Source organism: Spirillospora sp. NPDC052269 (assembly GCF_040679435.1).
GTDB lineage: Bacteria > Actinomycetota > Actinomycetes > Streptosporangiales > Streptosporangiaceae > Spirillospora.
Genome location: NZ_JBFAUU010000006.1, coordinates 411843 through 436155, shown reverse-complemented (window position 1 = coordinate 436155; position 24313 = coordinate 411843). Strand labels below are relative to the sequence as shown.

22 protein-coding genes are annotated in these 24313 nt (G+C 72.6%); 14 read left to right on the top strand and 8 right to left on the bottom strand.

Annotated features, from left to right (window positions below; genetic code table 11):
- Positions 1–29 precede the first annotated feature (29 nt).
- The 3 genes from AB0L06_RS15815 to AB0L06_RS15805 all read right to left on the bottom strand — a co-directional run bounded on the left by AB0L06_RS15815 (position 30) and on the right by AB0L06_RS15805 (position 2720).
- The gene (locus tag AB0L06_RS15815; RefSeq protein WP_500231707.1) at positions 30–602 is read right to left on the bottom strand and encodes a GNAT family N-acetyltransferase; all 573 of its coding nucleotides are present in this window, start codon (positions 600–602) and stop codon (positions 30–32) included.
- Between the two features lie 21 nt (positions 603–623).
- Complete coding sequence (locus tag AB0L06_RS15810; RefSeq protein ID WP_500231706.1) at positions 624–1241, bottom strand: CGNR zinc finger domain-containing protein; 618 nt, start codon at positions 1239–1241, stop codon at positions 624–626.
- 84 nt (positions 1242–1325) lie between these two features.
- Positions 1326–2720 (bottom strand): aminotransferase-like domain-containing protein, encoded by a 1395-nt coding sequence (locus AB0L06_RS15805; RefSeq protein WP_500231705.1) that lies wholly within the window; start codon positions 2718–2720, stop codon positions 1326–1328.
- Between AB0L06_RS15805 and AB0L06_RS15800 the strand changes: the two genes are divergently transcribed.
- A complete protein-coding gene (locus AB0L06_RS15800; protein ID WP_500231704.1) occupies positions 2719–3690 on the top strand; it encodes a DMT family transporter in 972 nt (323 codons plus the stop codon). The two genes, AB0L06_RS15805 and AB0L06_RS15800, sit on opposite strands and share 2 nt — an antisense overlap.
- Here the strand turns inward: AB0L06_RS15800 and AB0L06_RS15795 are convergent.
- Positions 3687–3875, bottom strand: coding sequence for a hypothetical protein (locus AB0L06_RS15795; protein WP_500231703.1), 189 nt, complete (start codon positions 3873–3875; stop codon positions 3687–3689). The genes AB0L06_RS15800 and AB0L06_RS15795 overlap by 4 nt on opposite strands.
- Positions 3876–3986: 111 nt before the next feature.
- Between AB0L06_RS15795 and AB0L06_RS15790 the strand changes: the two genes are divergently transcribed.
- The 11 genes from AB0L06_RS15790 (at position 3987) to AB0L06_RS15740 (ending at position 16738) form a co-directional block, all read left to right on the top strand.
- Positions 3987–5090, top strand: coding sequence for a hypothetical protein (locus AB0L06_RS15790; RefSeq protein WP_500231702.1), 1104 nt, complete (start codon positions 3987–3989; stop codon positions 5088–5090).
- Between the two features lie 52 nt (positions 5091–5142).
- Positions 5143–5358, top strand: coding sequence for a hypothetical protein (locus AB0L06_RS15785; RefSeq protein ID WP_500231701.1), 216 nt, complete (start codon positions 5143–5145; stop codon positions 5356–5358).
- 135 nt (positions 5359–5493) lie between these two features.
- Positions 5494–6417, top strand: coding sequence for a 4-hydroxy-tetrahydrodipicolinate synthase (gene dapA / locus AB0L06_RS15780; RefSeq protein ID WP_500231700.1), 924 nt, complete (start codon positions 5494–5496; stop codon positions 6415–6417).
- On the top strand, positions 6414–8102 hold the full coding sequence (locus tag AB0L06_RS15775; protein ID WP_500231699.1) for a ribonuclease J: 1689 nt from the start codon (positions 6414–6416) through the stop codon (positions 8100–8102). Before dapA ends, AB0L06_RS15775 begins: the two co-directional genes overlap by 4 nt.
- Positions 8103–8287: 185 nt before the next feature.
- Positions 8288–10957, top strand: a complete 2670-nt coding sequence (locus AB0L06_RS15770) for a DNA translocase FtsK (RefSeq protein WP_500231698.1) — start codon at positions 8288–8290, stop codon at positions 10955–10957.
- Positions 10958–11232: 275 nt separating this feature from the next.
- A complete protein-coding gene (locus AB0L06_RS15765) occupies positions 11233–11997 on the top strand; it encodes a helix-turn-helix domain-containing protein (RefSeq protein WP_500231697.1) in 765 nt (254 codons plus the stop codon).
- Between the two features lie 145 nt (positions 11998–12142).
- Positions 12143–13591, top strand: a complete 1449-nt coding sequence (gene rimO, locus AB0L06_RS15760) for a 30S ribosomal protein S12 methylthiotransferase RimO (RefSeq protein WP_500231696.1) — start codon at positions 12143–12145, stop codon at positions 13589–13591.
- Positions 13588–14190: a CDP-diacylglycerol--glycerol-3-phosphate 3-phosphatidyltransferase gene (gene pgsA, locus AB0L06_RS15755; RefSeq protein WP_500231695.1), complete on the top strand. Its 603-nt coding sequence runs from the start codon at positions 13588–13590 to the stop codon at positions 14188–14190. The genes rimO and pgsA overlap by 4 nt, the downstream gene beginning before the upstream one ends.
- A gap of 144 nt (positions 14191–14334) precedes the next feature.
- Positions 14335–15633, top strand: coding sequence for a CinA family nicotinamide mononucleotide deamidase-related protein (locus AB0L06_RS15750; protein ID WP_500231694.1), 1299 nt, complete (start codon positions 14335–14337; stop codon positions 15631–15633).
- A 111-nt stretch (positions 15634–15744) separates the two neighbouring features.
- Positions 15745–16101, top strand: a complete 357-nt coding sequence (locus AB0L06_RS15745; protein ID WP_500231693.1) for a helix-turn-helix domain-containing protein — start codon at positions 15745–15747, stop codon at positions 16099–16101.
- A 169-nt stretch (positions 16102–16270) separates the two neighbouring features.
- Positions 16271–16738, top strand: coding sequence for a Dps family protein (locus AB0L06_RS15740; RefSeq protein WP_500231692.1), 468 nt, complete (start codon positions 16271–16273; stop codon positions 16736–16738).
- Positions 16739–16854: 116 nt separating this feature from the next.
- On the opposite strand, the gene AB0L06_RS15735 is transcribed toward AB0L06_RS15740, so the two are convergent.
- Entirely contained in the window at positions 16855–18045 is a 1191-nt protein-coding gene (locus tag AB0L06_RS15735) for a methyltransferase domain-containing protein (RefSeq protein WP_500231691.1), read from the bottom strand.
- 50 nt (positions 18046–18095) lie between these two features.
- On the bottom strand, positions 18096–20357 hold the full coding sequence (locus AB0L06_RS15730) for an ATP-binding cassette domain-containing protein (RefSeq protein WP_500231690.1): 2262 nt from the start codon (positions 20355–20357) through the stop codon (positions 18096–18098).
- 74 nt (positions 20358–20431) lie between these two features.
- Here AB0L06_RS15730 and AB0L06_RS15725 point away from each other — a divergent pair, with 74 nt between their 5' ends.
- The gene (locus AB0L06_RS15725; protein ID WP_500231689.1) at positions 20432–21256 is read left to right on the top strand and encodes a TetR/AcrR family transcriptional regulator C-terminal domain-containing protein; all 825 of its coding nucleotides are present in this window, start codon (positions 20432–20434) and stop codon (positions 21254–21256) included.
- Positions 21257–21267: 11 nt separating this feature from the next.
- Here AB0L06_RS15725 and AB0L06_RS15720 read toward each other — a convergent pair whose 3' ends face one another.
- Positions 21268–22158: a LysR family transcriptional regulator gene (locus AB0L06_RS15720; RefSeq protein WP_500231688.1), complete on the bottom strand. Its 891-nt coding sequence runs from the start codon at positions 22156–22158 to the stop codon at positions 21268–21270.
- A 148-nt stretch (positions 22159–22306) separates the two neighbouring features.
- Between AB0L06_RS15720 and AB0L06_RS15715 the strand changes: the two genes are divergently transcribed.
- Positions 22307–23521, top strand: a complete 1215-nt coding sequence (locus AB0L06_RS15715; RefSeq protein ID WP_500231687.1) for an MFS transporter — start codon at positions 22307–22309, stop codon at positions 23519–23521.
- A gap of 10 nt (positions 23522–23531) precedes the next feature.
- On the opposite strand, the gene AB0L06_RS15710 is transcribed toward AB0L06_RS15715, so the two are convergent.
- On the bottom strand, positions 23532–24311 hold the full coding sequence (locus AB0L06_RS15710; protein ID WP_500231686.1) for an Fpg/Nei family DNA glycosylase: 780 nt from the start codon (positions 24309–24311) through the stop codon (positions 23532–23534).
- Between the last annotated feature and the right edge of the window lie 2 nt (positions 24312–24313).

Below are 24313 nucleotides of genomic sequence, written 5' to 3'. Positions count from 1 at the left end.
CAAAAATATGCCCGCCGCCGGGGTGCCCTTCACCCGCCCCGGCTCGTGGACGCCTCGTCCTCGGCGGGCGTGATGTCGGTGTGCAGCCGGATCTGGCGGACCGGCTCGCCCATGTCGAGGTCCCGGGCCGTCCCGTCGGGGGCCCAGCCCGCCGAGCCCAGGAACCGCCGCAGCACCTCGTCGCCCTCGAACGCCCAGGACACCAGGGTCTGGAAGCCGTCCTCACGGAGCAGGTCGACGGTCGCGGCGAGCAGCCGGCTGCCGTGCCCCTCCCGCGCGTGGACGGGATCGACCAGCAGGGTCAGCAACTCGGCGGTCGTCGCGGTGTCGAGGTCGCCGTCCTCGGCCGGGCCGTGCGCCGCGAACCCGACGACCAGGTCGGACGCCACCGCGACCAGCAGCCGGTGCCGGGGGCTCGGCGGCGAGACGACCGCCTGGGTCCAGCTCTCCCGCCAGGCGTCCAGGGCCTGCGGGCTCGTCACCTGCTCCAGGACGGGCGCGGGCAGCAGCTCCGCGTATCCCCGCCTCCAGGCCCGCACCTGGATGTCGGCCACGGCCCCGGCGTCCGCGCGCCGTGCCGGACGTACCCCGACGTCAGCCATCCGCCACCTCCGCCCAGCAGCCTAGTGCTCCCGGGCGGTTTGATCATTTTCGCGGTGGCCGGGGTCGGCGTGGTCGGGCGTGCGGAGCCGGGCCCGGTAGGCGCGGGTCTTGGTCCGGTTCCCGCAGACCCGCATCGAGCACCAGGCCCGCGAGCGGTTCTTGGACGTGTCGAGGAAGGCCCAGCGGCAGGTGCTCTCCTGGCAGACCTTGAGGCGGGGCCAGGAGCCGTCCGCGACGGCGTCCATGATCGCCGCGGCGATCCGGGCCAGCCCCTCGCGGACGGCCGTCGAGCCGAGCGGGACGAGCCGGGGCCGCCCGCCGTCCAGGGTGACCCGCAGAGGGAGGGCGGTGAGCGCGTCCTCGAGCCCCGGCGGGAACCGGGGACCGGACGGATCGGACGGACCGTGGTGGTCGTGCATCGCCGCGCGCAGTCCTTCGCGCAGGTCACGAGCGAGAACGAGATCGTCGCCGGTTGCCGTCGCGGCCTGGACCGCCGGGAGGGCCTGCGTGAGGCCGTTCTCGTCCAGCCAGGCGGCGAGCCGTCCGGGCGTCTCGATCTCGTCGGCGCCGGTCTCGACGTCCAGCGTGTTCACGAAGTCCCGCAGGAGCGCGGCCGCGTCGCGGGAAGTGTCGGTCATCGGGTCTCCTGCCTTCTCACGCAGAGTACCAGCGCCGACACCGCCGTCCCGGGATCACCGGTTGCGACGCTCAGGGCCGCGTGATCAGGGGCGCAGGACGGTCGCCAGACGCCGGACGCCCTCGGACAGTTCGGCCTCGGACGAGGCCGCGCCGTAGCTGACGCGGAGGAACGGCCCTGGCGGCTCGGCGGGGAAGAACGGGCGTCCGGCGCTGACCAGGACGCCCGCGCGCAGCGCGTCGCGGGCCAGGGCCTCGTCGTCGGCGCCGTCCGGGAGGCGGACCCACAGGTGCATGCCGCCGTCCGGCCGGGAGTGGCCCAGGGCCGGGAGGTCGCGGGCGAGGGCGGCGGCGAGGGCGTCCCGGCGGGAGCGCAGGGCGGCCTGGACGGTCCGCAGGTGGCGGGGCCAGCCGGGGGAGGTGACGAGCTCCAGCAGCGTCTCCTGGAGCGGACGTGCCGGGAAGAACTCCGCGACGAGCTGTGTGGCGCGGATCCGTTCGGCGACCGGCCCGCGCGCGACCACGGCCGCGATCCGCAGACTCGGCGCGGTCGCCTTGGTCAGGGACGCGATGTGCACGACGTGCCCGTCCGGGTCATCGCAGACCAGCGGGGCCGGGGCGGGCGCCCCGAATCCCAGGTGGCGGGCGTAGTCGTCCTCGACGACGAACGCGCCCGCCGCCCGGGCCGCCGCCAGGACCGCCGCGCGCCGCTCGGCCACCAGCGTCGCGCCGCTCGGGTTCTGGTAGGCGGGCTGGAAGTACAGGACGCGCGCCCCCGTCAGCTCGAACGCCTCGGCCAGCAGGTCGGGGCGCAGGCCGTGTTCGTCCGCCGGGACGGGCACCGGGTGCAGGCCGCTGGCACGCGCCACGGCCAGCAGGCCCAGGTACGTCGGAGACTCGACCAGGATCGGCGATCCGGGCGGCGCGATCGCGCGCAGGACGGTCGTGAGCGACTGCGCCCCGCCATTGCTGATCAACACGTCGGACGGCGCGACCGAGCCGCCGATCGTCCGCGCGTACCAGGCGCGCAGCTCCGGGATCCCGCCGATCGGCGGGATCTCCCAGGCGTCCGGGCGCCGTGCGGCGCGGGCGGCGGCCGTGGACAGTGCGCGTAGCGGTTGCAGCGTCGGATGCAGGTATCCGCCGCTGAGCGCTATCGCGCCCTCGGGCGGCGGGGTCAGGAGCCAGGTCACCCCGGACGGGTCGACGGCGCGGTCGCCGAGCGCCACGGCCTGCCAGCCGAAGTCGGCGGGCGCGGGCGTCGCCTGCGGCCGCTCGGCCACGTAGGCGCCGCTGCCCGGACGCGTGACGACCAGCCCTTCCGCCGCCAGGAGCGCGAGCGCCCGCGACACCGTGACCGGGCTGACCCGATGGCTCTCCACGAGCTTCCGGCTCGACGGCAGGCGCTGGCCGGGACGCAGCGCGGTCACCTCGGACCGCAGCCTTTCGGTAAGAGAAAGCGCACTGCTATCGTGATTCATGAAGGATAAGAATAGCGCTACCAGTGTCAGGTCGATAGCGGTCGAAGGCCTCGGTCTCGCCGCGCTCGGCGTCCTGGGCTTCTCGCTCACCCTTCCCAGTTCGGCATTCGCGCTGCGCGGCCTTGACCCGTACCTCCTCGGCGTCGGCCGCGCCGCCGTCGCCACCGTCCTGGCCGTCGCCGCCCTCCTCTTCGTCCACCCGCGCCTGACCAGGAAGGGACGGACCTCGGGACGTTGGCTACCGACGGCGCGCCAGGTTCCCGCGCTGATCGCCGTGGCCGCAGGGGTCGTTTTCGGGTTTCCGGTGCTGAGCACGTTGGCGCTGCACCAGGGCGCATCGTCGTCGCATGCGGCCGTGGTGATCGGGTTGCTGCCGGCCGCGACCGCCGTCGCCGCGGTCGTGCGAGCGGGGGAGCGACCCTCTCTGGCCTTCTGGGTGGCGAGTGCTACCGGCCTTGTGTGCATCACCGCTTTCGCGCTCGAACGCGCGGGAGGCCGCGTCACCGCCGCCGACCTTCTGCTGTTCGGGGCCCTCGTCTCCGCCGCGATCGGATACTGCGAGGGCGGACGCCTCGCCCGTGAGATGCCGGGCTGGCGCGTGATCTCCTGGGGCCTCGTCTTCGCCGCGCCCATCTCCGTCCCCGTGACCGTCTGGCTGCTCGCGACCACCCACCCGCACTGGACCACCGACACGATCGGCGGCTTCGCCTACGTCTCGGTGTTCTCCGCCTACCTGGCCTTCTTCGCCTGGTACGCGGGCCTCGGCCGCGCCGGGATCGCGCGCGCCAGCCAGGTGCAGCTCGCCCAGCCCCTGCTGAACCTGACCTGGTCGGCCCTGCTTCTCGGCGAGTCCGTGGACGCCCTGACCGGCCTCACCGCCGTCGCCGTCCTGGTCTGTGTGGCCCTGACCCAGCGCGCCCGCGTCGGACGGCGGCCCGTGGCGTCCCACGCGCCTGGACGTCCGGGCTAGTCGCGGACGATCTGGGCGAGCAGCGTGATGACCGTCGCGGCCAGCGTCAGCGGGACCGCGGTGTGGGGGAAGGCGGCGGCGATGCCCGCCGCGCCTCCGGCCAGAGCCAGGATGAGCAGGGTTCTGGTGGTGAGCAGGGGGCGGGGCTCGCGGGCGCGGGTCCGGCGGGTGGATCGTGTGGTCATGACCTGCGCCTCCTTCGCGGAGTCGATCGCCTACCAGAAGTGTGCACCCGGTCACTGGATCTTGGTGGTAGCGGCGCGCCGTGTCGTCCTCCGTCGGGAATGATGGGCGAAATGCGGCGGATCATGCGGTGGACGGGTTGGTGCGCGGCCTATGCCCTCGGGCTGGTCCTGCTGATCGGGGCGGGGGCCTGGGCCTGGTGGCAGGGCGAGCCCGAGGCGTCCGGCACGGGGACCAACGCCCTGTGGGCCCGGCACCAGTGGGTCGGGGAGACGCACACCGACGCCGAGTACCGCGCGTTCGCGCGGCTGCTGCACGAGAACCGGATCACCGACGTGTACTTCCACGCGGGCCCGTTCGAGGCCGACGGGACGATCCCGCCGGACAAGTACAAGAACGCTCCTGCCCTGATCAAGGCCCTGAAGACGTACGCGCCGGACGTCCGGGCGCAGGCGTACCTGGGGCAGATCCGCATGGTCGAGGGGCACGGCGTCATCGAGATCGGCGACGCGCGCGTGCAGGAGCGGATCCTCCAGGTGGACGCCGCGCTCCTCGGCCTCGGATTCGCCGGGATCCACTACGACTTCGAGCCGATCTACCCGGACGACACCGCGTTCCTGCGGCTCCTCGCGCGCACGCGTGATTTGACCCACGCCCGCGGACGGATCGTTTCGGCCGCCCTGGAACAGCCCCCCTTGGCGGACGGTCTCCAGCCCGTCTTCAAGGCACTGGCCCCTCGCACCGGATTCGGCCACTACCCGCCGCGTCCGACCGAGAAGTTCCTGCGGGACGTCGCCGACCTGGCCGACCAGGTCGCGATCATGACCTACGACACCGAGATGCCCACCCAGGCCCTCGCCGGATGGCACTTCGCGCGCCACACCGAGCGGGTGCTCCGCCTGATCGGCGACCGGACGACCGTGTTCATGGGCGTCCCGACGTACCGGCCGGTGACCGGCTGGGCGGAGAACCTGGAGGTCGCGCTGCGCGGCGTCCGGCGCGGAGTGGGGGACCTGCCCCGGGCCCCGCGCCGTCCGTTCGGGGTCGGGATCTACGCGGACTGGACGACGAGTTCCGCCCAATGGGCGCGTTACAGGGCGAACTGGCTGACGCCGGGGACAGAGAAAGTAGACGCTTCCGCCACCCCGCGGGCTACGTACCCAAACGCCTGTTTCCGCAGGTCAGAAGCCCTGTATAGGGCGGCGTCCCCGGGGTAGTCATCGTGCGTATCGCCCTACTGGCGGATGGTGACGGAAAGTGGGGGCGCCGATGAGCGACAAGCACATCCCGCGCGGCGACGACCGGCTGGACCGGTTGACCTCCGAGTTCGACGGATGGCACTTCGGCCGGGGTGGATCCGGCCGGTGGTGGGCCGTCCGCGGCAACGACCTCGTCCAGGCGGCGAGCGTCGAGGAGCTCCGTCGACGGGTGCGGGAACTCGGCGCGCGCGAACTCGCCGGACGAGGACGCGTTTGGTCTGACTGACCCCGTAACGCGGCATTTGCGTGCCGCGATGTGGAGGGGGAGGCCGCCCACCACATGTACCCCCGAGCGTGTGGCGGGCGGCTTCTCCCCACCTGCGGGTCAAAGCCGGGTGGCCGGAACGGTACCGTTCGGTGCATGGCACCCAGCACAACGAGTGACGCGCCGTTCGGGCGGATGCTGACCGCGATGGTCACGCCGTTCCTGCCGGACGGCGGAGTCGACTACGACGGCGCCGCCCGCCTGGCGACCGACCTGGTCGACCGGCAGCGCCATGACGGCCTGGTCGTCAACGGGACCACCGGAGAGTCCCCCACCACCAGCGACGCCGAGAAAGAGCGCCTGGTGCGGACCGTGGTCGAGGCCGTGGGCGACCGCGCCACCGTCGTCGCCGGTGCCGGCACCAACGACACCGGGCACAGCCTCGCCCTGGCCCGGCAGGCCGAGGCCGCCGGGGCCCACGCGCTGCTCGTGGTCACGCCGTACTACAACAAGCCGCCGCAGGCGGGCCTGCTGGCGCACTTCCGGGCGGTCGCGGACACGTCCGGGCTGCCCGTGATGCTGTACGACATCCCCGGCCGGGCCGGGGTGCCGATCGCGACCGACACGCTGATCCGGCTCGCCGACCACCCGCGGATCGTCGCGGTGAAGGACGCCAAGGGCGACCTGTTCGCGGGCTCGACGGTCATGGCGAACACCGACCTGGTGTTCTACTCCGGCGACGACGCGCTGAACCTCGCCTGGCTCGCCATGGGCGCGGCCGGCTTCGTGAGCGTGGTCGGGCATGTCGTGGGCGCCGACCTGCATGAGATGATCGACGTGTACCGAGCGGGAGACCACGGACGCGCGCTGGAGATCCACCGGCGCCTGCTGCCCGTGATCACCGCCATCATGACCCGCACCCAGGGCGCGATAGCCGTCAAGGCCGCCCTGCAGATGTTGGGCCTGCCCGGGGGTGGCGCGCTGCGGCTCCCGTTGGCCGAGGCCGATTCCGAATTCGCAGCGCGCCTCGCAGAGGACCTCACGATTGGGGGAGTGCACGTGCCGGAGGTCACTAGGTGAGCCATCCTCACCCTGAACTGTCGACTCCGCCGCCACCGGCGGCCAACGGGCTGCGCATCGTCGCGCTGGGCGGCCTGGGGGAGATCGGCCGCAACATGACGGTGTTCGAGCACGCCGGACGGCTGCTCATCGTCGACTGCGGCGTTCTCTTCCCGGAGACCGAGCAGCCTGGGATCGACCTGATCCTGCCCGACTTCGACTACATCCGCGATCGCCTGGACGACATCGAGGCGATCATGCTCACGCACGGCCACGAGGACCACATCGGGGCCGTGCCTTACCTGCTGCGCGAGCGGCCGGACATCCCGCTGGTCGGCTCGAAGCTGACCCTCGCGCTGCTGGCCGCCAAGCTGCAGGAGCACAAGATCAGGCCGGTGCTCCGGGAGGTGAAGGAGGGTGACCGGCACGGGTACGGGCCGTTCGACGTCGAGTTCCTCGCCGTCAACCACTCGATCCCGGACGCCCTCGCCCTCGCCATCCGGACGCCCGCCGGGCTCGTCCTGGCGACCGGCGACTTCAAGATGGACCAGCTGCCGCTGGACGGCCGGCTGACCGACCTGCCCGGGTTCGCCCGGCTGGGCGCCGAGGGCATCGACCTGCTGATGTCCGACTCGACCAACGCCGAGGTGCCCGGGTTCGTCACCAGCGAGCGGGCCATCGGCCCGGTCGTGGACGAGGTGTTCCGCACGGCGGAGGAGCGGCTCATCGTCGCCTGCTTCGCCTCGCACGTGCACCGCGTCCAGCAGGTCCTGGACGCGGCCGTCGCCAACGGCCGCAAGGTCTGCTTCGTGGGCCGCTCCATGGTCCGCAACATGGGCGTCGCGCGCGAGCTCGGCTACCTGGACGTCCCCGAAGAGATCATGGTGGACGTCAAGGACCTCGACACCGTCCCGCCGGACCAGCTGGTGCTGATCTGCACCGGGTCGCAGGGCGAGCCGATGTCGGCGCTGTCCCGGATGGCCGCCCGCGACCACCAGCAGATCCGGATCACCGAGCGCGACACCGTCATGCTCGCCTCGTCCCTGATCCCCGGCAACGAGACCTCGGTCAACCGGGTGATCAACGGACTGACCCGCTGGGGCGCCCGCGTCGTGCACAAGGGCAACGCCCTGGTGCACGTGTCCGGGCACGCCTCGGCCGGTGAGCTGCTGTACGTCCTCAACATGACCAAGCCGGGCAACTTCATGCCGATCCACGGCGAGTGGCGGCACCTGCGGGCGCACGCCAAGCTCGCCGCGCAGACCGGTGTCCCGGACGAGAACATCGTCATCGCCGAGGACGGCGTGGTGGTCGACCTGGTGGACGGCCAGGCCAAGATCGTCGGCGCGGTCCCGGCCGGGTACGTCTACGTGGACGGGCTGTCGGTCGGCGAGGTCACCGAGACCTCGCTGAAGGACCGCCGGATCCTCGGCGAGGAGGGCTTCGTCTCCATCGTCGTCGGGATCGACTCCAGCAGCGGCAAGATGGTCGCCGGGCCGGAGATCCACGCGCGCGGCGCGGGGATCGTCTACACCGACTTCGACGTGATCATCGATCGCCTCGAGGACGCCCTGCGCGACGCCGCCTCCAACGGCGTCAACGACCACCACCAGATCAACCAGATCATCCGCCGCACCGTCGGCAAGTGGGTCAGCGACAACTACCGTCGCCGCCCGATGATCATCCCGGTCGTCGTCGAGGTCTGACGCGCCGGCGCGATCGCCACGGCCCCGGACGGCACGCCCGTCCGGGGCCGTCGCGTTCCCGCGTCCCTCGGGTCGCGTCCGTCCGGACACATGGGGCCGACCAGACATATCGGGATTGCGTGGGTCGCGCTGACACGCCGGTGCGATCCTGGGAACACCGGTCGGTCTTGGTTAATCTCTGCATCATGGCCACACGTCCGTCCGGGGGAGCGAAGACCGCGTCGTCGTCGTCCTCGCGTTCCGGGGGCGGCGGCGCATCCGGCGGCGGGTCGGGACGGTCGTCCGGGGGCAAGTCCTCCGGCGGCGGGCGGCCCGGCGGGAAGGCGCCCGCGCCGCGCAAGTCCGGGCAGGGCGGCGGCAAGGGGCGCAACCAGTCGCGCAAGCAGCAGCCCAGCCAGCCGGATCCGATCCCCCAGCTCGTGCTCGGACTGTTCAAGCTCCTGTTCAAGCTCTACCATCTGGCCGCCGTGGCGGTCGGGTCGGTCTTCCGCGCGTACGGGAACGGAGCGCGTGACTTGGACGAGCAGCACCGCCGGGACGGGCTCGGCCTCGCGCTGCTCGGCGGGGCGATCGTGCTCGCCTCCGTGCTGTGGTGGACGCCCGAGGGCGTCGTCACGGTCGCGATCGAGCGGGTGGTGCGCGGTGCGCTCGGCGTGCTCGCCATGGCGCTTCCCGTGGTGCTCGCCGTGCTCGCCTGGCGGACGCTGCGGCACCCCGAGCACAACGAGGAGACCGGACGCGTCGTCATCGGCATGACGGCGCTCGGGGTCGGAGTGCTCGGCATCGTCCACATCGCGTCCGGCCACCCGGCCCCCGCGCACGACATGGCCGGGGTGCGCGGCGCGGGCGGCGTGGTCGGCTGGCTGGTCGCCGCTCCGCTGCGGGCGACGCTGTCGGCATGGGTCACGGTTCCGCTGCTGCTCCTGCTGTCGGCGTTCGGGCTGCTGGTCGTGACCGCGACGCCGATCGCCCGCGTCCCGGACCGGCTGGCTGAGCTGTGGGCGCTCGCGACGCTGCAGGGCCGTCCGGCGCGCCTGGACGAGCTCGACGACGAGGACGCCAAGCCCAAGCGCCGCCGCAAGAAGAAGGACGAGGGAGAGGACGAGGCGCTCGAGGTCGGGGAGCACTCCCGGCCGTACGACACGCCCGTCCTGGAGGACACGCCCGCCAAGAAGGGCAAGGCCGGCAAGACCCGGGACCTGGCCGACGACCTGTTCGGCCCCGATCCGCTCGGCGCGGACGGCGTCCCGGACACCGGCCCGCCCCCGCCGCTCCCCGAGGACGACATCCCCGAGGAGTACCAGGACACGCCCCCGGACGACCGGGACGTCCCGGACCCGACGCCCGCCCCGTCCCGCACCGAGCAGCTGCCGCTGTCGTCGTCCGGCGAGATCTACGAGCTGCCCGACCCGGCCACGCTCCGGCCCGGCAGCGTCGCCAAGCCGCGCACCAAGGCCAACGACACGGTGGTCGCCTCGCTCACCGAGGTGCTCGAGCAGTTCAACATCGACGCGCAGGTCACCGGGTTCACCCGGGGCCCGACGATCACGCGGTACGAGATCGAGCTCGGCCCGGCGGTGAAGGTCGAGAAGATCACCGCGCTGACCAAGAACATCGCCTACGCGGTCAAGTCGGCCGAGGTCCGGATCATCTCCCCGATCCCCGGCAAGTCGGCGATCGGGGTCGAGATCCCGAACGTGGACAAGGACATCGTCAGCCTCGGCGACGTGCTCCGCTCGCCCGCCGCGACCAACGAGCACCATCCGATGGTCGTCGGCCTCGGCAAGGACGTCGAGGGCCGCACGGTGGTGGCGAACCTGGCGAAGATGCCGCACATCCTCATCGCGGGCGCGACCGGCGCGGGCAAGTCCACCTGCATCAACGGCCTGATCACCTCGGTGATGATGCGGGCGACGCCGGACGAGGTCCGGATGATCCTGGTCGACCCCAAGCGGGTCGAGCTGACCATGTACCAGGGCATCCCGCACCTGATCACGCCGATCATCACCAACCCCAAGAAGGCCGCCGAGGCCCTGGACTGGGTGGTCGGCGAGATGGACCGCCGCTACGACGACCTCGCCGCGTCCGGATTCCGGCACGTGGACGACTTCAACAAGGCGGTCCGCGCGGGCAAGCTCACCGCGCCGCCCGGCAGCGAGCGCGTCTACAAGACCTACCCGTACCTGCTGGTGATCGTCGACGAGCTGGCCGACCTGATGATGGTCGCCCCCCGCGACGTGGAGGACTCGGTCGTCCGGATCACCCAGCTGGCCCGCGCCGCCGGGATCCACCTGGTGCTGGCGACGCAGCGCCCCTCGGTGGACGTGGTGACCGGCCTGATCAAGGCGAACGTGCCGTCCCGGCTGGCGTTCGCGACGTCCTCCCTCGCCGACAGCCGGGTCATCCTCGACCAGCCCGGCGCGGAGAAGCTGGTCGGCCAGGGCGACGCGCTGTTCCTGCCGATGGGCGCGAGCAAGCCGATGCGGCTGCAGAACGCGTACGTCGCCGAGAAGGAGATCCACGCGGTCGTCGAGCACTGCAAGGCGCAGATGGAGGCGGTGTACCGCGAGGACGTCGCCGCCGCGGCGGGCCCGAAGAAGGAGATCGACGAGGACATCGGCGACGACATGGACCTGCTCGTCCAGGCCGTCGAGCTCGTCGTGACCACGCAGTTCGGGTCGACGTCCATGCTCCAGCGCAAGCTGCGGGTCGGGTTCGCCAAGGCGGGCCGCCTGATGGACCTGATGGAGAGCCGCGACATCGTGGGCCCGAGCGAGGGGTCCAAGGCGCGCGACGTCCTGGTGAAGCCGGACGATCTGGCCGGGGTCCTCGCCGACATCCGGGGCGTGGCCTGACGCGGGACGCTCGACGGGACGAGCGGTATCCGCGCGTCCGGAAAGGCACGGATGTGCCTGGTGTCCGGTTCACTCTCCGTGCATGATCCACTCGCGCGCGGGTAGTACGGGCCGTGAACGGCGGCGGCCGATGGCCGGAGCATGGACGGATTGATGCGAAATCTTGCCTCGTTTCCCAAGTGTTGACCATCGCCCCAGGGGCATGGCGGTTCCTAGACTGGAATCTCCGGCGTGGGGGGTCGGTCGCCTGACGGTGCGGTCTGAGGGAGGCTCGCGTGAGCATCGGTGAGACCTTGGCGAGGGAGCGCGAGCGGGCCGGACTGAGCGTGACCCAGGTGAGTCTGCGCACCCGGATCCGCGAATCGGTCGTCCGCGCGATCGAGCACGACGACTTCTCCCCGTGCGGCGGCAACTTCTACGCCCGCGGGCACATCCGGAGCATCGCCCGGGTGATCGGCATCGACCCGGAGCCGCTCGTCCAGGAGTTCGACGAGACGCACGGCGGGGCGCCGCAGCCGGCGTCCGCGGTGGTGGTCTTCGAGCCCGACCAGCAGGTCTCGCTGCGCGGGCGGCGGTCCCCGAACTGGACGGCCGCGATGGCGCTCGCGCTGGTCCTGGTCGTCGGATACGGGATCTTCCAGGTGCTGAACCACGGCGGCGGCGAGCGCCACGACGCCCAGCAGGTCGCGGGCACGCCGGCCGCGCCGAAGCCGGCCGCGAGCACCCCCGCGCCCACCCCGTCGCCCTCGCCGAGCGGGAAGCCGCACAAGGGCGTCCAGGTCAAGCTGACGGCGCGCCGGGCGACCTGGGTGGACGTCCGGGGTGACAAGGGCAGGCCGCTGTTCACCGGCACCCTGTCGCGCGGCGCCGCCCGGCACTGGTCGGCCCACAAGGTGATCAGCATCGTGATCGGGAACGGCGGTGGCGTCCGGCTGACCGTGAACGGCCACGACATCGGCTCGCCCGGCACGGACGGGCACGTGATGACGCTGAAGTTCATCCCGTCCGACCCGAAGCCGAAGGACGAGAAGCCCACCTGACGGCCTCCCGCGCACGCGGGGCCGAGTGGCGTACGCCACGCTCGGCAGACGTCCGACGCCGGACCGGAACATCCCGGGGCGGACCAGGCCGGGCCGGGCATCCCGGTGGTCCGGCGAGGGCCCGGAGCCCATTACCTTTGGATACATGTCCACTAGCCGCAAGGTCTCGCTCGTCACGCTCGGCTGCGCCCGGAACGAGGTCGACTCCGAAGAGCTCGCCGCCCGGATCGAGGGCGCGGGCTGGGACCTGTCCGACAGCGCCGACGGCGCCGACGTGGTCGTGGTGAACACCTGCGGGTTCATCGACGCGGCCAAGAAGGACTCCATCGACACCCTGCTCGCCGCCAAGGACTCCGGCGCGAAGGTCGTCGCCGCCGGGTGCATGGCCGAGCGGTACGGCGCGGAGCTGGCCGAGGCGCTGCCCGAGACCGACGCGGTGCTGAGCTTCGACGACTACGCGGGCATCGGCGACCGGCTGGACGACGTGATGGCCGGGCGCCGGCACGAGGCCCACAAGCCCCGCGACCGCCGCACCCTGCTGCCGATCTCGCCGGTGGAGCGGTCCGGTTCCGCCGGATCCGTGGCGATCCCCGGACACGGCGGGCATGATCACGGCGCGAAGCCCGGCCAGGACGCCCCGGCCGACCTGCCCGAGGGCCTGGCCCCGGCGTCCGGGCCGCGCGTGCTGCGCCGCCGCCTCGGCGGGGGACCGGTCGCGCCGCTGAAGCTGGCGTCCGGCTGCGACCGCCGCTGCACCTTCTGCGCGATCCCGGCCTTCCGCGGCGCCTACGTGTCCCGGAACCCGGTCGAGGTGATCGAGGAGGCCCGCTGGCTCGCCGGGCACGACGTCCGCGAGCTGGTCCTGGTCTCGGAGAACTCCACGTCCTTCGGCAAGGACCTGGGCGACCTGCGCGCCCTGGAGAAGCTCCTGCCGGAGCTGGCGGCCGTGGACGGCATCGAGCGGGTGCGCGCGTCCTACCTGCAGCCCGCGGAGCTCCGTCCGGGTCTGCTGGAGGTGCTGTGCCAGACGCCGGGCGTCGCGCGGTACTTCGACCTGTCCTTCCAACACGCCTCCGGGTCCGTGCTGCGCTCGATGCGCCGGTTCGGCGACCGCGAGCGGTTCCTCGACCTGCTGACGCGCGTGCGCGAGCTGGCCCCCGAGGCGGGCGTCCGGTCCAACTTCATCGTCGGGTTCCCCGGTGAGACCGAGGACGACCTGGAAGAGCTGATGGCCTTCCTCACCGACGCCCGGCTCGACGCCATCGGCGTGTTCGGCTACTCCGACGAGGACGGCACCGAGGCCGCCACCTTCGACGGCAAGGTCGACCCGGCCGAGGTCGCCCGCCGCGTGGAGGAGGTCTCCGCGCTGGCCGAGGAGCTCACCGCGCAGCGCGCCGAGGACCGGATCGGCACCGAGATCTCCGTCCTGGTCGAGGAGAAGACCGACGACGGCTACGAGGGCCGCGCGGAGCACCAGGCGCCCGAGGTGGACGGCATGGTGCTCGTCCGGGGCGAGGGCCTGACGATCGGCGAGTTCGTCACCGCGACCGTGGTGGACAGCGACGGCGTGGATCTCGTGGCGGAACTCTCATGACCTCCGGCGCGCCGGGACCGGTGGCGGATCCGCCGCCGCCCCCGCCGCCGGCCGCGAGCCCGTACAACATCGCCAACCTGCTCACGATGGTGCGCATCCTGCTGGTGCCGCTGTTCGTGTGGCTGCTGCTGAAGGACACCACGGCGTGGCGGCTCGCCGCGTTCGCGGTGTTCGCGGCCGCGTCCGTCACCGACAAGATCGACGGCGATCTGGCCCGCAAGCGGAACCTGGTCACCGACTTCGGCAAGATCGCCGACCCGATCGCGGACAAGGCGCTGACCGGCGCGGCACTGGTCACCCTGTCGGTGCTCGGGCAGGTGTGGTGGTGGGTGACCATCGCGATCCTGGTCCGCGAGATCGGGATCACGCTGCTGCGGTTCGTGGTGATCCGGTACGGGGTGATCCCGGCCAGCAAGGGCGGGAAGCTCAAGACCACTCTGCAGATCCTCGCGATCGGCCTGTACATCCTGCCCCTGCCGGGGTTCCTCCAGCCGGTCGCGTGGGTCGCGATGGCGGCCGCGCTGATCATCACGGTCGTGACCGGCGTGGACTACCTGTTCCAGGCGTGGCGGCTGCGGAGATCGGCTCTCAAGGGCTGAGGCGTCCTGGAGCCGCCCCCGGGCCTCCTGGGCGGTGCTGGGCGCTCTGAGCGGCGTGTGGGCGGGCGTGAGCGGCGTTCTCCGCGGCGTGGAGACTGTCGGCGCCGGAAGGTAGGTTGCTCAGCAGACGGAAGGGGACGGGCCGTGCTGCGAGTGGAACTGGTAACGGTCGGGGACGAGCTGCTGCTCGGCGACACCATCAACGGCAACGCCGCCTGGCTGGGCCAGAGGCTCGCCGAGCGCGGCGTGGACCTCACCCGCAGCGTCGTGGTGGGCGACGTGCTGGACGAGATCGTCCAGGCGGTCGAGGAGGGCCTGGGGCGCGCGGACGCGGTGATCACCACCGGCGGCCTCGGCCCGACGTCGGACGACCTGACCCGCGAGGCGCTGGCGCAGGCCGCCGGTGTGAAGATCATCCGCGATGCGGAGCTGGAGCGGCGGCTGCGCGAGCGGGTGGCGGCGGCCGGGCGCACGCTCCTGCCGATGGCGCTGCGCATGGCCGACCTCCCCGAGGGCGCCCTCCCGCTGGCGAACTCGGCGGGCAGCGCGCCGGGCCTGCGGGTCGAGCTGCCGGGCGGTCCGGTGTACGCGCTGCCCGGCGTGCCGTTCGAGATGCACACGATCATGGACGACGTGGTCCTGCCGGAGCTGGCCGAGCGGGCGGGCCTGCCCGCGGTCGCCCGCCGCACGCTGCGCACGGCCGGGCTGTGGGAGTCGGTCGTCGCCGAGCGGCTCGCCCCGGTCGAGGCCATGCCGGGCGTGACGCTCGCCTACCTGCCCGACCCGTCCGAGGTGCGGGTGCGCGTCACGGCGGCGGGGGAGAAGCCGTCCGAGCTGCTGGAGAAGGCCGAGGCGCGCGTGCGCGAGCTGCTCGGCGACGCGGTCTACGGCATGGACGGCGAGCCGCTCGACCGGGTCGTCCACCGGCTGCTGGCCGAGCGCGGCGCGACGGTCGCGACGGCCGAGTCGCTGACGGGCGGGCTGATCGGTGCGGAACTGACCAAGATGCCCGGATCGTCCGCGACCTATCTGGGCGGTGTGGTCACCTACGAGACCGAGTTGAAGCACCGGCTGCTCGGCGTGGACGAGGCGCTGCTGGCCGCGGAGGGGGCCGTCCATCCGGACGTGGCCCGGCAGATGGCCGAGGGCGTCCGTGATCGGCTGGGGGCCTCGTACGGCGTCGCGGTGACCGGTGTGGCCGGACCGGAACCCCAGGATGGCCGTCCGGTGGGAACGGTCTATGTGTCGGTGGCCGGACCCGGAAAAACGTTCAGTGTCACCAGGCCGCGACTCCCCGTGCCCGGCCCGGGTGACGAGAGCCGGGCCGCGCTGCGCCGCATGACCGTCGTCCACGCCCTTGACCTGCTGCGACGCGTCCTGCTCGGACTTGACGCGGAGCCCGTGTCCGGGGACGCTCGGAATGATCGGGAAGAGTCGGGCTGATTACAGCGTTACGTTCCGAGCGAACACGAAATCGACGGTCTGCCACGCCCGTGCTCCGGGCGGGTACGGTGGAACCGGCAGATGGTCCGAACTGAGGGAGGGAGCGAGACGATGGTCCTGCTTCGCAGCCTGCTCGGTGACGTCCTGCGGGCGCTGCGGCTGCGCCAGGGGCGCACCCTCCGCGAGGTGTCGGCGGCCGCCCGGGTGTCGCTGGGCTACCTGTCCGAGGTGGAGCGTGGGCAGAAGGAGGCGTCCTCCGAGCTGCTGTCCTCGATCTGCAAGGCCCTCGGGGTGCCGCTGAGCCACGTTCTGCGTGAGGTGGCCGACCAGCTGGCGCTGGCCGAACTCCAGCACGAGCCGGTCATGGCCGGCCCGCCGCCGCAGCATGAGCGGATCAGCACCGACACGGTGCCGGATTCGCCGGAGGAGATCGCGGGCGAGTTCCGGGCCGACATGGTGGCCGCCTGACGGCGGTCCGGAACGGCGACCGCCCCCGCGGTCGCCCCGCCGCGATCACCTGTGCCCACGCCCCTTCCGGCCCCGGGGTGTGCGCCGGGTCACGGTCACGAGATGGCATTTCGGGGCGGGTTTCCGTGTTGTAACGATCATCGGACGTACGACGCGGAAGGAGCTCAGAATGGCAGCGGTGAAGAGCCCCCTTTCCGAGGCGGCTCAGAAGGTGACCGGCACGGCCCTGCAGGGCGCGCTGGTCGACCTCGTCGACCTCTCCCTGTACGCCAAGCAGGCGCACTGGAACCTGGTCGGGCCGCGCTTCAAGGTGGTCCACGAGCACCTGGACGAGATCGTCGACCTGGCCCGGCAGGCGCAGGACGACGTCGCCGAGCGCGCGGTCGCGATCGGCGTGAACCCGGACGGCCGGTCCGGCACCGTCGCCCAGCGCACCGAGATCCAGCAGCTCGAGCCCGGCTACCTGGCCGACGACAAGGTCGTCCTCGCCGTGACCGACACGCTGTTCGAGATCATCGGCCGGTTCCGCGAGCGCATCGCGGCGACCGGCGAGCCCGACCCGGTCACCCAGGACCTCCTCATCGGCATCACCGCCGATCTCGAGAAGCAGCACTGGATGTTCCAGGCGCAGTCCTGACGCCTGACGAATCCCTGACGAAATCGTCGTGCCGAACCCCGCCCCGGATGCCCGGGACGGGGTTCTGTGCTCTCCCGGTGGTTGGGCGGTATCACTACCGCGTGCGCGTGAGCCTGTCAGAGGGTCAGGGGCTGGTCGGGGCGATCCAGCCAGATCTGCTGGCCGGATGGTGCGGCGGTGAGGCCGAAGCGGTCGCGATTGGGGCGGCCCCAGGCGATCCAGTGCTGGTAGGCGGTTTCGACCTCGTCCCATAGGCGGCGGTCGCCGAACTGCTGGACGGGGTAGTCGTCGTGGCCCGGAAGGAACTCCACGGACGCCCATGAGGGGTCGTCGGCGCGGTTCTCGACGGCCCAGAAGCGGCACGAGCCGTCCACGGCGATCTCGGCGTGCGCCCGGACGTCGGGGACGAGCGCGGCGATCACGACCTCCGCGCCGGGGGACGCTCCGAGCAGGCCGCGCGGGTCGGTGCGGGTGACGGACGCGACGGCCTTCGGGCCGGTGGCGGACGCCCGGGGCGGGCCGTCCGGGCGGCGCTGGGAGCGGAGCATCATGAACCCGGCCGGACCGGCGAGCCGTCCGAGCGCGGCGCCGTCCGTGGTGACCGTGAGGACGGCGAGGTGCCCGATGCCCCAGCCCGGCGACCAGGGCAGGACGATCATGCCGCCCGGCCGGGTCTGCGCGGCCCACGCGGGCGGCACCCGGTCGACGCCGCAGGTGACATGGACGCGGTCGTAGGGCGCGCCGGACGGGTCGCCCTCCGCCCCGTCGCCGACGACCAGGCGGGGCGAGAGGCCCAGCGAGGCGAGGTTGCGGGCGGCGCCGGCGGCGAGCGCCTCGTCGATCTCCACGGACGTCACCAGGCCCGGCCCGAGGCGCGAGGTGAGCAGGCCCGCCGTCCAGCCGGTGCCGGTGCCGATCTCCAGGACGCGGTGGTGGTTCAGCGGGCGCAGCGCCTCCAGGAACGTGAACACGACGCCGGGTGCCGAGCAGGACGACGTCCAGGGCGCGGTGGGCGCCGCCGGGTCGCCCGCGCCCTCGTCCACCTGTATCGCGATCGCGGTGTCGGCGTACACCGCGTCCCACCAGGCGGCGGGGTCGGCGTCGCGGTCGACGCGGAAGCCGGTCCCGCCGGGCCGGTCCGGCACCGCCCAGGCGGCCGGCGGGACGAACCGGTGCCGGGGCACGGCGTGCAGCGCCGTCCGCCAGCGCTGGTCGGCGATCCTGCCGAGCGCGGTCAGATCGTCCGCCAGCCGGTCGATCCTGCCGGTCACGCCCAGGTCACCGGCCGGATCATCGGTACCGCTCATGCCTCCACTGTCGCATCCGGGCATCGCCGCCTCGCATCGCGGTGCGGGGATCAGGCGACGTATTCCCGCAGGTGGACGGCGGTGAGCGTGTCGCCGTGCGCGACGAGGTCGGCGGGCGTGCCGGTGAAGACGACCTCCCCGCCGTCCGACCCGGCGCCGGGGCCGAGGTCGATGATCCAGTCGGCGTGGGCCATCACGGCCTGGTGGTGCTCGATGACGACCACCGAGTTCCCGGCGTCGACGAGCCGGTCCAGGAGGGCGAGGAGCTGGTCGACGTCGGCGAGGTGGAGGCCGGTGGTCGGCTCGTCCAGGACGTAGGTCGAGGCCTTCTCCGCCATGTGGATCGCGAGCTTGAGCCGCTGCCGCTCGCCTCCGGAGAGCGTGGTGAGCGGCTGTCCGAGGCCGAGGTAGCCCAGGCCGACGTCGCCGAGGCGGCCGAGGATCGTCCTGGCCTGGCCTCTGGTGAAGAAGCCGCGCGCCTCGTCCACGGACATGGCGAGGACCTCGCTGATGTTCCGGCCGTCGAGGGTGTATTCGAGCACCTCGGGAGTGAAGCGGCGGCCTTCGCACTCCTCGCAGGGCGTCGCGACTCCGGCCATCATCGCGAGGTCGGTGTAGACGAGTCCGAGGCCCTTGCAGTTGGGGCAGGCGCCTTCGGAGTTCGCCGAGAAGAGGGCGGGCTTCACGCCGTTGGCCTTGGCGAACGCCGTCCGGATCGGGTCGAGGAGGCCGGTGTAGGTCGCCGGGTTGGACCGCCGCGAGCCGCGGATCGGCGACTGGTCGACGGAGACGACGCCGTCGCGCCGGGCCAGGTAGCCGTGGATCAGCGAGCTCTTCCCGGATCCGGCGACGCCCGTCACGACGGTGAGGACGCCGAGCGGGACGTCCACGCTGACGTTCCTGAGGTTGTGCCGGGTCGCGTTCGTGATGGACGCGTGTCCGGTCGGCGTGCGGACGGTCTCGCGGAGCCGGACGCGGTGGTCCAGGTGGCGTCCGGTGAGGGTGCCGGACGCGCGGAGGCCCGCGAGGTCGCCGGTGAAGCAGATGCGGCCGCCCGCCGTGCCCGCGCCGGGGCCGAGGTCGACGACGTGGTCGGCGATCTCGATGGTCTCGGGCTTGTGCTCGACGACCAGGACGGTGTTGCCCTTGTCGCGGAGCCGCAGCAGCAGGTCGTTCATGCGGCGGATGTCGTGCGGGTGCAGGCCGACCGTCGGCTCGTCGAAGATGTAGGTGACGTCGGTGAGTGACGAGCCGAGGTGGCGGACCATCTTGACGCGCTGGGCCTCGCCGCCGGACAGGCTGCCGGACCCGCGGTCCAGGCTGAGGTAGCCGAGCCCGACCTCGACCAGCGATTCCAGCGTCTCGCGCAGGGTGATGAGCAGCGGCGCGACGGACGGCTCGTCCAGCTTGCGGACGAACGCGGCGAGGTCGCTGATCTGCAGGGCCGAGCAGTCCGCGATGCTCATACCGTCGATCTTGGACGAGAGCGCCGCCGAGTTCAGCCGCGTGCCGCCGCAGTCGGGGCAGGCGGTGAAGGTGACGGCCCGCTCGACGAACGCGCGGATGTGCGGCTGCGTGGCCTCCTTGTCCTTGGACAGGAAGAGCCGCCGGACCTTCACGACCAGGCCCTCGTAGTTGGTGTTCAGCCCGTTGAGCTTGATCTTCGTGGCGGGCTTGTGCATGAGGTCGTCCCACTGCTGTGGGGTGAAGTCGCGCAGCTTGACGTCCGGGTCGACGAAGCCGGACTCGGCGAAGTTCTTCCAGTACCAGGAGTCGACGGCGAAGGTCGGGACGGTGATGGCGCCCTCGTTGAGCGACTTGTCCCGGTCGATGAGCTGGTCGACGTCGATGTCGGAGACCTTGCCGAGGCCCTCGCAGCGCGGGCACATGCCCTCGGCGGTGTTGAAGCTGAACGCGCTGGACGTCCCGACGTGCGGTTCGCCGAGGCGGCTGAACACGATCCGGAGCATGGCGGACGCGTCGGTGGCGGTGCCGACCGTGGAGCGCGCGTTCGCGCCCATCCGCTCCTGGTCCACGACGATCGCGGCGGACAGGTTGCGCAGGCCGTCCACGTCCGGGCGGGGGACGTTGGGCATGAACGACTGGACGAACGCCGTGTAGGTCTCGTTGATGAGCCGCTGCGACTCGGCCGCGATCGTGCCGAAGACCAGCGAGGACTTGCCCGAGCCCGAGACCCCGGTGAACACCGTGAGGCGGCGCTTGGGCAGGTCGAGCGACACGTCCGCGAGGTTGTTCTCGCGCGCCCCGCGGACCTCGATGACGTCGTGGCTGTCGGCGGTGTGCCGGGTCATGGGCGTCCTCCCATTGGTATCTTTAGGGCATAAAGAGATCCGATCGATTAGCTTATGCCATAAGGAGTCCGGGTATGGCCGTCTTCGTGGGACAGGGTGACCCGCGCCGCTCGATGGAGCTGCTCTGGCGCGGGACGGCGCGGCCCCCGGCGTCCAGGCCGGGCACGCCCGGCCCGAAACCCGCCCTGTCGGTGGACGCCGTGGTGGACGCGGCGGTCGCGGTCGCCGACGAGGTCGGCACGGTGGCGCTGTCGATGCGGCTGGTGGGGGAGCGGCTCGGCCGGACCGCGATGGCGCTCTACACCTACGTCCAGGGCAAGGCCGAGCTGCTCGACCTGATGTACGACCAGGTCCTCGGCGAGCTGCCCGTGTCCTTCCCGCAGGACGGGTGGCGGGACGCGCTGGCCGCCTGGGCCGAGGCCACGCGCGCCTTCCATCTGCGGCATCCGTGGGTGTCGCAGGTGTCGCAGGCCCGTCCCGTCCTGGGGCCGAACGAGTACCTCGCGTACAACGCGCTGGCCGGGGTCCTGCGCCGGGCGGGGCTGCGGCCGGACGAGGCGCGCGCGACCGTGCCCGTCCTCGTCCGGTATGTGGAGGGCGCGGTGCGCGCGGTGAACGAGGCGCGCCAGGCGGCCCGGACGACCGGCGTCGCGGACGAGGAGTGGTGGAACGCCCGCGCCGCCGCGCTGGAGGAGATCGCGCCGGACTTCCTCGACGCCGTCCCGGACATGGCCTGGCTGGAGTCCCGCGACGCCCCGCCGCCCGAGCACGACGGGCCGTACCTGGAGATGCTGGTGGACGAGAGCTTCCACCAGGGCCTCGCGGTCATCCTGGACGGCATCGGGGCACGGCTCACCGCCCGGGTCTCGGACGCCCGGTCAGGGGCGGCCGACCAGTAGGCGCCGGGCGCTCAGTGGTTCTCGGACGCCTCCAGGCAGGCGCGGACGAAGTCGCGCAGCACCGGGTCGGTGTCGCCGCGCGGCCAGACGACGGCGAGTTCGCTCTCCGGCGCGTCCTCGACGGGCCGGTAGACGACGCCCGGACGCTGGTAGACGCGCGCCGACATCTCCGCGAGCATCGCGATCCCGTGTCCGGACTGGATGGCGAGGAAGTAGTCCTCGGAGTTGTGCACCTCCGCGCCGATCTTCGGCAGCGTTCCGAGGCCGTCCAGGGCCAGCCAGTACTGGCGCAACGGCCCGGAGGACGCGGGCAGCGCCACGAACGTCTCGTCCCGCAGGTCGGCGAGGCGGACGGACGCGCGTTCGGCCAGCCGGTGCCCCTCCGGCAGGGCGACGCAGCGTCCTTCCCGGAGGAGGACCTCGTGGTCCAGCAGGTTCGCCCCTGGGACGGGGAGGCGCAGGAGCGCCGCGCGGTCGCGCCCGGACAGGACGGTGCCCGCCGGGTCGTTCCAGTCGTTCAGCCGCAGCTCGACCCGCAGATCGGGGCGGAGCGCGGCGAACCGCTCGGTGACGTCGTGCAGCAGCGCCGGAGAGACCGCGGTGTGGTAGCCGATCTGCAGCATCCGGGCGGCGGCGTCCCGATCGGCCCGGGCCTGCCGCTCCCAGTCGTCCAGGGCCTCGACGGCGGTGCGGGCGACCGGCAGCAGGGAACGGCCGGCTTCGGTCAGCGCCACCGAGTGCCGGCTGCGGACGAACAGCGCCTCGCCCAGCTCCTCCTCCAGCCGCCGGACGGCCTTGGAGAGCGCGGGCTGCGCCACGTACAGCCGCTCCGCCGCGCGGGTGAAGTGCAGCTCTTCCGCCACGGCGACGAAGTACCGTAGCGAGCGCGTCGAAACGTCCATGCTGGAACGGTAATGCCCGGCTCGGTGGTGGATGGGCGACCGGAAGGGGTAATCCTTCGGTCTGAGTGGTGATGCCTGAACGGTCATGCCGATCGGGCATCACCATGGGTCTTGGCGGCGGGGCGTCGGCCTGGCGGATCATCCCGGTATGAACACTTGGAAGGGCTTGGCCGCCGTCGTCCTCAGCATCGTCGCCGCGATGACGCCGGTCTTCGGCGTCGCGGCGCTCGCCACCCCCGTCGAGCACGGGCTTCCGGTCTCCGGGACCGTGTTCGGCCTCGTCCTGAGCGGCTTCTTCGCGGTGAGCGCCCTCGGCGCGCCGCTCGCCCGCCGCGTCGTCGCGAAACTGCCGGTGACGACGGTGCTCGCGCTGGTCAACGTCCTGGCCGCGGTCGGGCTCGTCCTCGCGGCGCTGGCCCCGAACGCGGCCGTGCTCGGCGCGGCGCTGGCCGTCGCGGGCGCCGGCAACGCGCTCACCCAGCCGGTCGCGGGGCGGTTCATCGCGGGCCGCGTCCCGGCGAACCGGCTGTCCCTGGCGTCCGGGCTGGTCAGCGCGGCGCTCGGCGTGAGCCCCCTGCTGCCCGGCCTGCTCGCGGGCCTGGTCGCCGGGCCGCACGGCTGGCGCGCCGCGCTCTGGGTCGCGCTGGTCTGCCCGGTGCTCGGTCTCGCCGTGACCCCGCTGGTCCGCGCCCCGGAGACCGAGAACACCTCCCGTCCGGGCGGCGCCGCGCCCGCCGGCAAGCCCGCCGCGGCGCCGGTTCGCGGGATCGGTGCGGTGCTCGTCTTCTGGACGGTCGGCGCGGCGCTCGCCACGATCGGCTCCAACGCCATGGCCTCGTACTTCATCCAGATCGGGACGCACTCGGGCATGTCCACCGGGCTCGCCGGGATCATGCAGTCGGTCGCGGGCCTGCTCGCCGTCGCCGTCCGGCTCGTCGCGGGCATGGCCGCCGACCGGGCGCCGCGCCGCAACCCCGCGATCGTCGCGGGCATGATGCTCGCGGGTGGGATCGGCCTGCTGATCACCGCCGCCGGGAACCCGGTCTGCTTCGTCGTCGGCGCGGTGCTGACCGTCGCGGGCGGCTGGGGCTGGACGGGCCTGATGTTCGCGGCCGTGCTGCGGGTGCTGCCCGGCGACGGGGCCCGGGCGGGCGGCCAGGTCCAGCTCGGCCTGTTCACCGGCGCGGCGATCGCCCCCTTCGCCTTCGGCGCGGTGACCGGCGTGCTCGGCCTGTCGTCCACGCTGCTGATCGCGGCGCTCATCGTGGGCCTCGGCGCGGTCGCCATGGTCGTCGGGACGGCCCTGCTCGGCCGCACCGAGAGCCCCGCGGTTCCCGACGGGCAGGCCGCGGCGACGGTCTAGACGCGGATGATCAGGGCTCGGGCTGGCAGCGGGGACACCAGAAGGTGACCCGCTCGCCGGCGTCCGGGCCCTGATCGGCGCGCCGGATCCGGGTGCCGCAGCGCAGGCAGGGACGCCCCGCCCGGCCGTACACCCAGTTGCGCCGTCCGGGCCGCAGGTCGCCGGTCGTGACGTGGCCGTGCCGCAGCCTGTTGGCCTCGAGCAGCCGCCGGGCCAGGACGACCATCCCGTCCGGATCGCGGACGGCCCCGACCGGCGTCCACGGGTGCACGCCGCGCAGGAACAGGATCTCGGACTTGTAGACGTTGCCGATCCCCGCGAGCAGGGTCTGGTCGAGAAGGGCCTCGCCGACGGCGCGGCCGGGATCGCGGGCGAGGCGCCGGACGGCCTCGGCGGCGTCCCAGTCCGGGCCCAGGAGGTCGGGGCCGAGACCGCCGACCGCGCGGTCCTCCTCGTCCGTCCGCAGGACCTCGACGATGCCGAGCGAGTACCCCGCCGCCATCCACTCGGCGTTCGCCAGCACCAGCCGCACCCGGTGGTCGCGCGGAGGCGCCCCGGCCGGGCGGATCCGCCACTCGCCGTCCATCCTCAGGTGCGTGTGGACGGTCAGCCCGCCCTCGACCCTGGTCAGCAGGTGCTTGCCGCGCGGCACCACGTCGTCGACCGTCCGCCCGCGCAGGTCGAGCGTGGCGTAGCGGGGGACGCGGAAGTCCGAGAGCGTGAGAGGCCGCCCGGCGAGCGCGTCGCGCAGTCGCCGGGCGGCCAGGAAGATCGTGTCGCCCTCGGGCATGG

Excerpts from the sequence above, each read along its gene's own strand:
- AB0L06_RS15795 (WP_500231703.1), bottom strand. The coding sequence starts at position 3,875 with ATGACCACACGATCCACCCGCCGGACCCGCGCCCGCGAGCCCCGCCCC.
- rimO (WP_500231696.1), top strand. The coding sequence starts at position 12,143 with ATGTCCACTAGCCGCAAGGTCTCGCTCGTCACGCTCGGCTGCGCCCGG.
- AB0L06_RS15815 (WP_500231707.1), bottom strand. The coding sequence starts at position 602 with ATGGCTGACGTCGGGGTACGTCCGGCACGGCGCGCGGACGCCGGGGCC.
- AB0L06_RS15710 (WP_500231686.1), bottom strand. The coding sequence starts at position 24,311 with ATGCCCGAGGGCGACACGATCTTCCTGGCCGCCCGGCGACTGCGCGAC.
- dapA (WP_500231700.1), top strand. The coding sequence starts at position 5,494 with ATGGCACCCAGCACAACGAGTGACGCGCCGTTCGGGCGGATGCTGACC.
- AB0L06_RS15725 (WP_500231689.1), top strand. The coding sequence starts at position 20,432 with ATGGCCGTCTTCGTGGGACAGGGTGACCCGCGCCGCTCGATGGAGCTG.
- AB0L06_RS15735 (WP_500231691.1), bottom strand. The coding sequence starts at position 18,045 with ATGAGCGGTACCGATGATCCGGCCGGTGACCTGGGCGTGACCGGCAGG.
- AB0L06_RS15800 (WP_500231704.1), top strand. The coding sequence starts at position 2,719 with ATGAAGGATAAGAATAGCGCTACCAGTGTCAGGTCGATAGCGGTCGAA.
- AB0L06_RS15715 (WP_500231687.1), top strand. The coding sequence starts at position 22,307 with ATGAACACTTGGAAGGGCTTGGCCGCCGTCGTCCTCAGCATCGTCGCC.
- AB0L06_RS15785 (WP_500231701.1), top strand. The coding sequence starts at position 5,143 with ATGAGCGACAAGCACATCCCGCGCGGCGACGACCGGCTGGACCGGTTG.
- AB0L06_RS15770 (WP_500231698.1), top strand. The coding sequence starts at position 8,288 with ATGGCCACACGTCCGTCCGGGGGAGCGAAGACCGCGTCGTCGTCGTCC.
- AB0L06_RS15730 (WP_500231690.1), bottom strand. The coding sequence starts at position 20,357 with ATGACCCGGCACACCGCCGACAGCCACGACGTCATCGAGGTCCGCGGG.
- AB0L06_RS15805 (WP_500231705.1), bottom strand. The coding sequence starts at position 2,720 with ATGAATCACGATAGCAGTGCGCTTTCTCTTACCGAAAGGCTGCGGTCC.
- AB0L06_RS15790 (WP_500231702.1), top strand. The coding sequence starts at position 3,987 with ATGCGGCGGATCATGCGGTGGACGGGTTGGTGCGCGGCCTATGCCCTC.
- AB0L06_RS15810 (WP_500231706.1), bottom strand. The coding sequence starts at position 1,241 with ATGACCGACACTTCCCGCGACGCGGCCGCGCTCCTGCGGGACTTCGTG.
- AB0L06_RS15745 (WP_500231693.1), top strand. The coding sequence starts at position 15,745 with ATGGTCCTGCTTCGCAGCCTGCTCGGTGACGTCCTGCGGGCGCTGCGG.
- AB0L06_RS15720 (WP_500231688.1), bottom strand. The coding sequence starts at position 22,158 with ATGGACGTTTCGACGCGCTCGCTACGGTACTTCGTCGCCGTGGCGGAA.
- pgsA (WP_500231695.1), top strand. The coding sequence starts at position 13,588 with ATGACCTCCGGCGCGCCGGGACCGGTGGCGGATCCGCCGCCGCCCCCG.
- AB0L06_RS15740 (WP_500231692.1), top strand. The coding sequence starts at position 16,271 with ATGGCAGCGGTGAAGAGCCCCCTTTCCGAGGCGGCTCAGAAGGTGACC.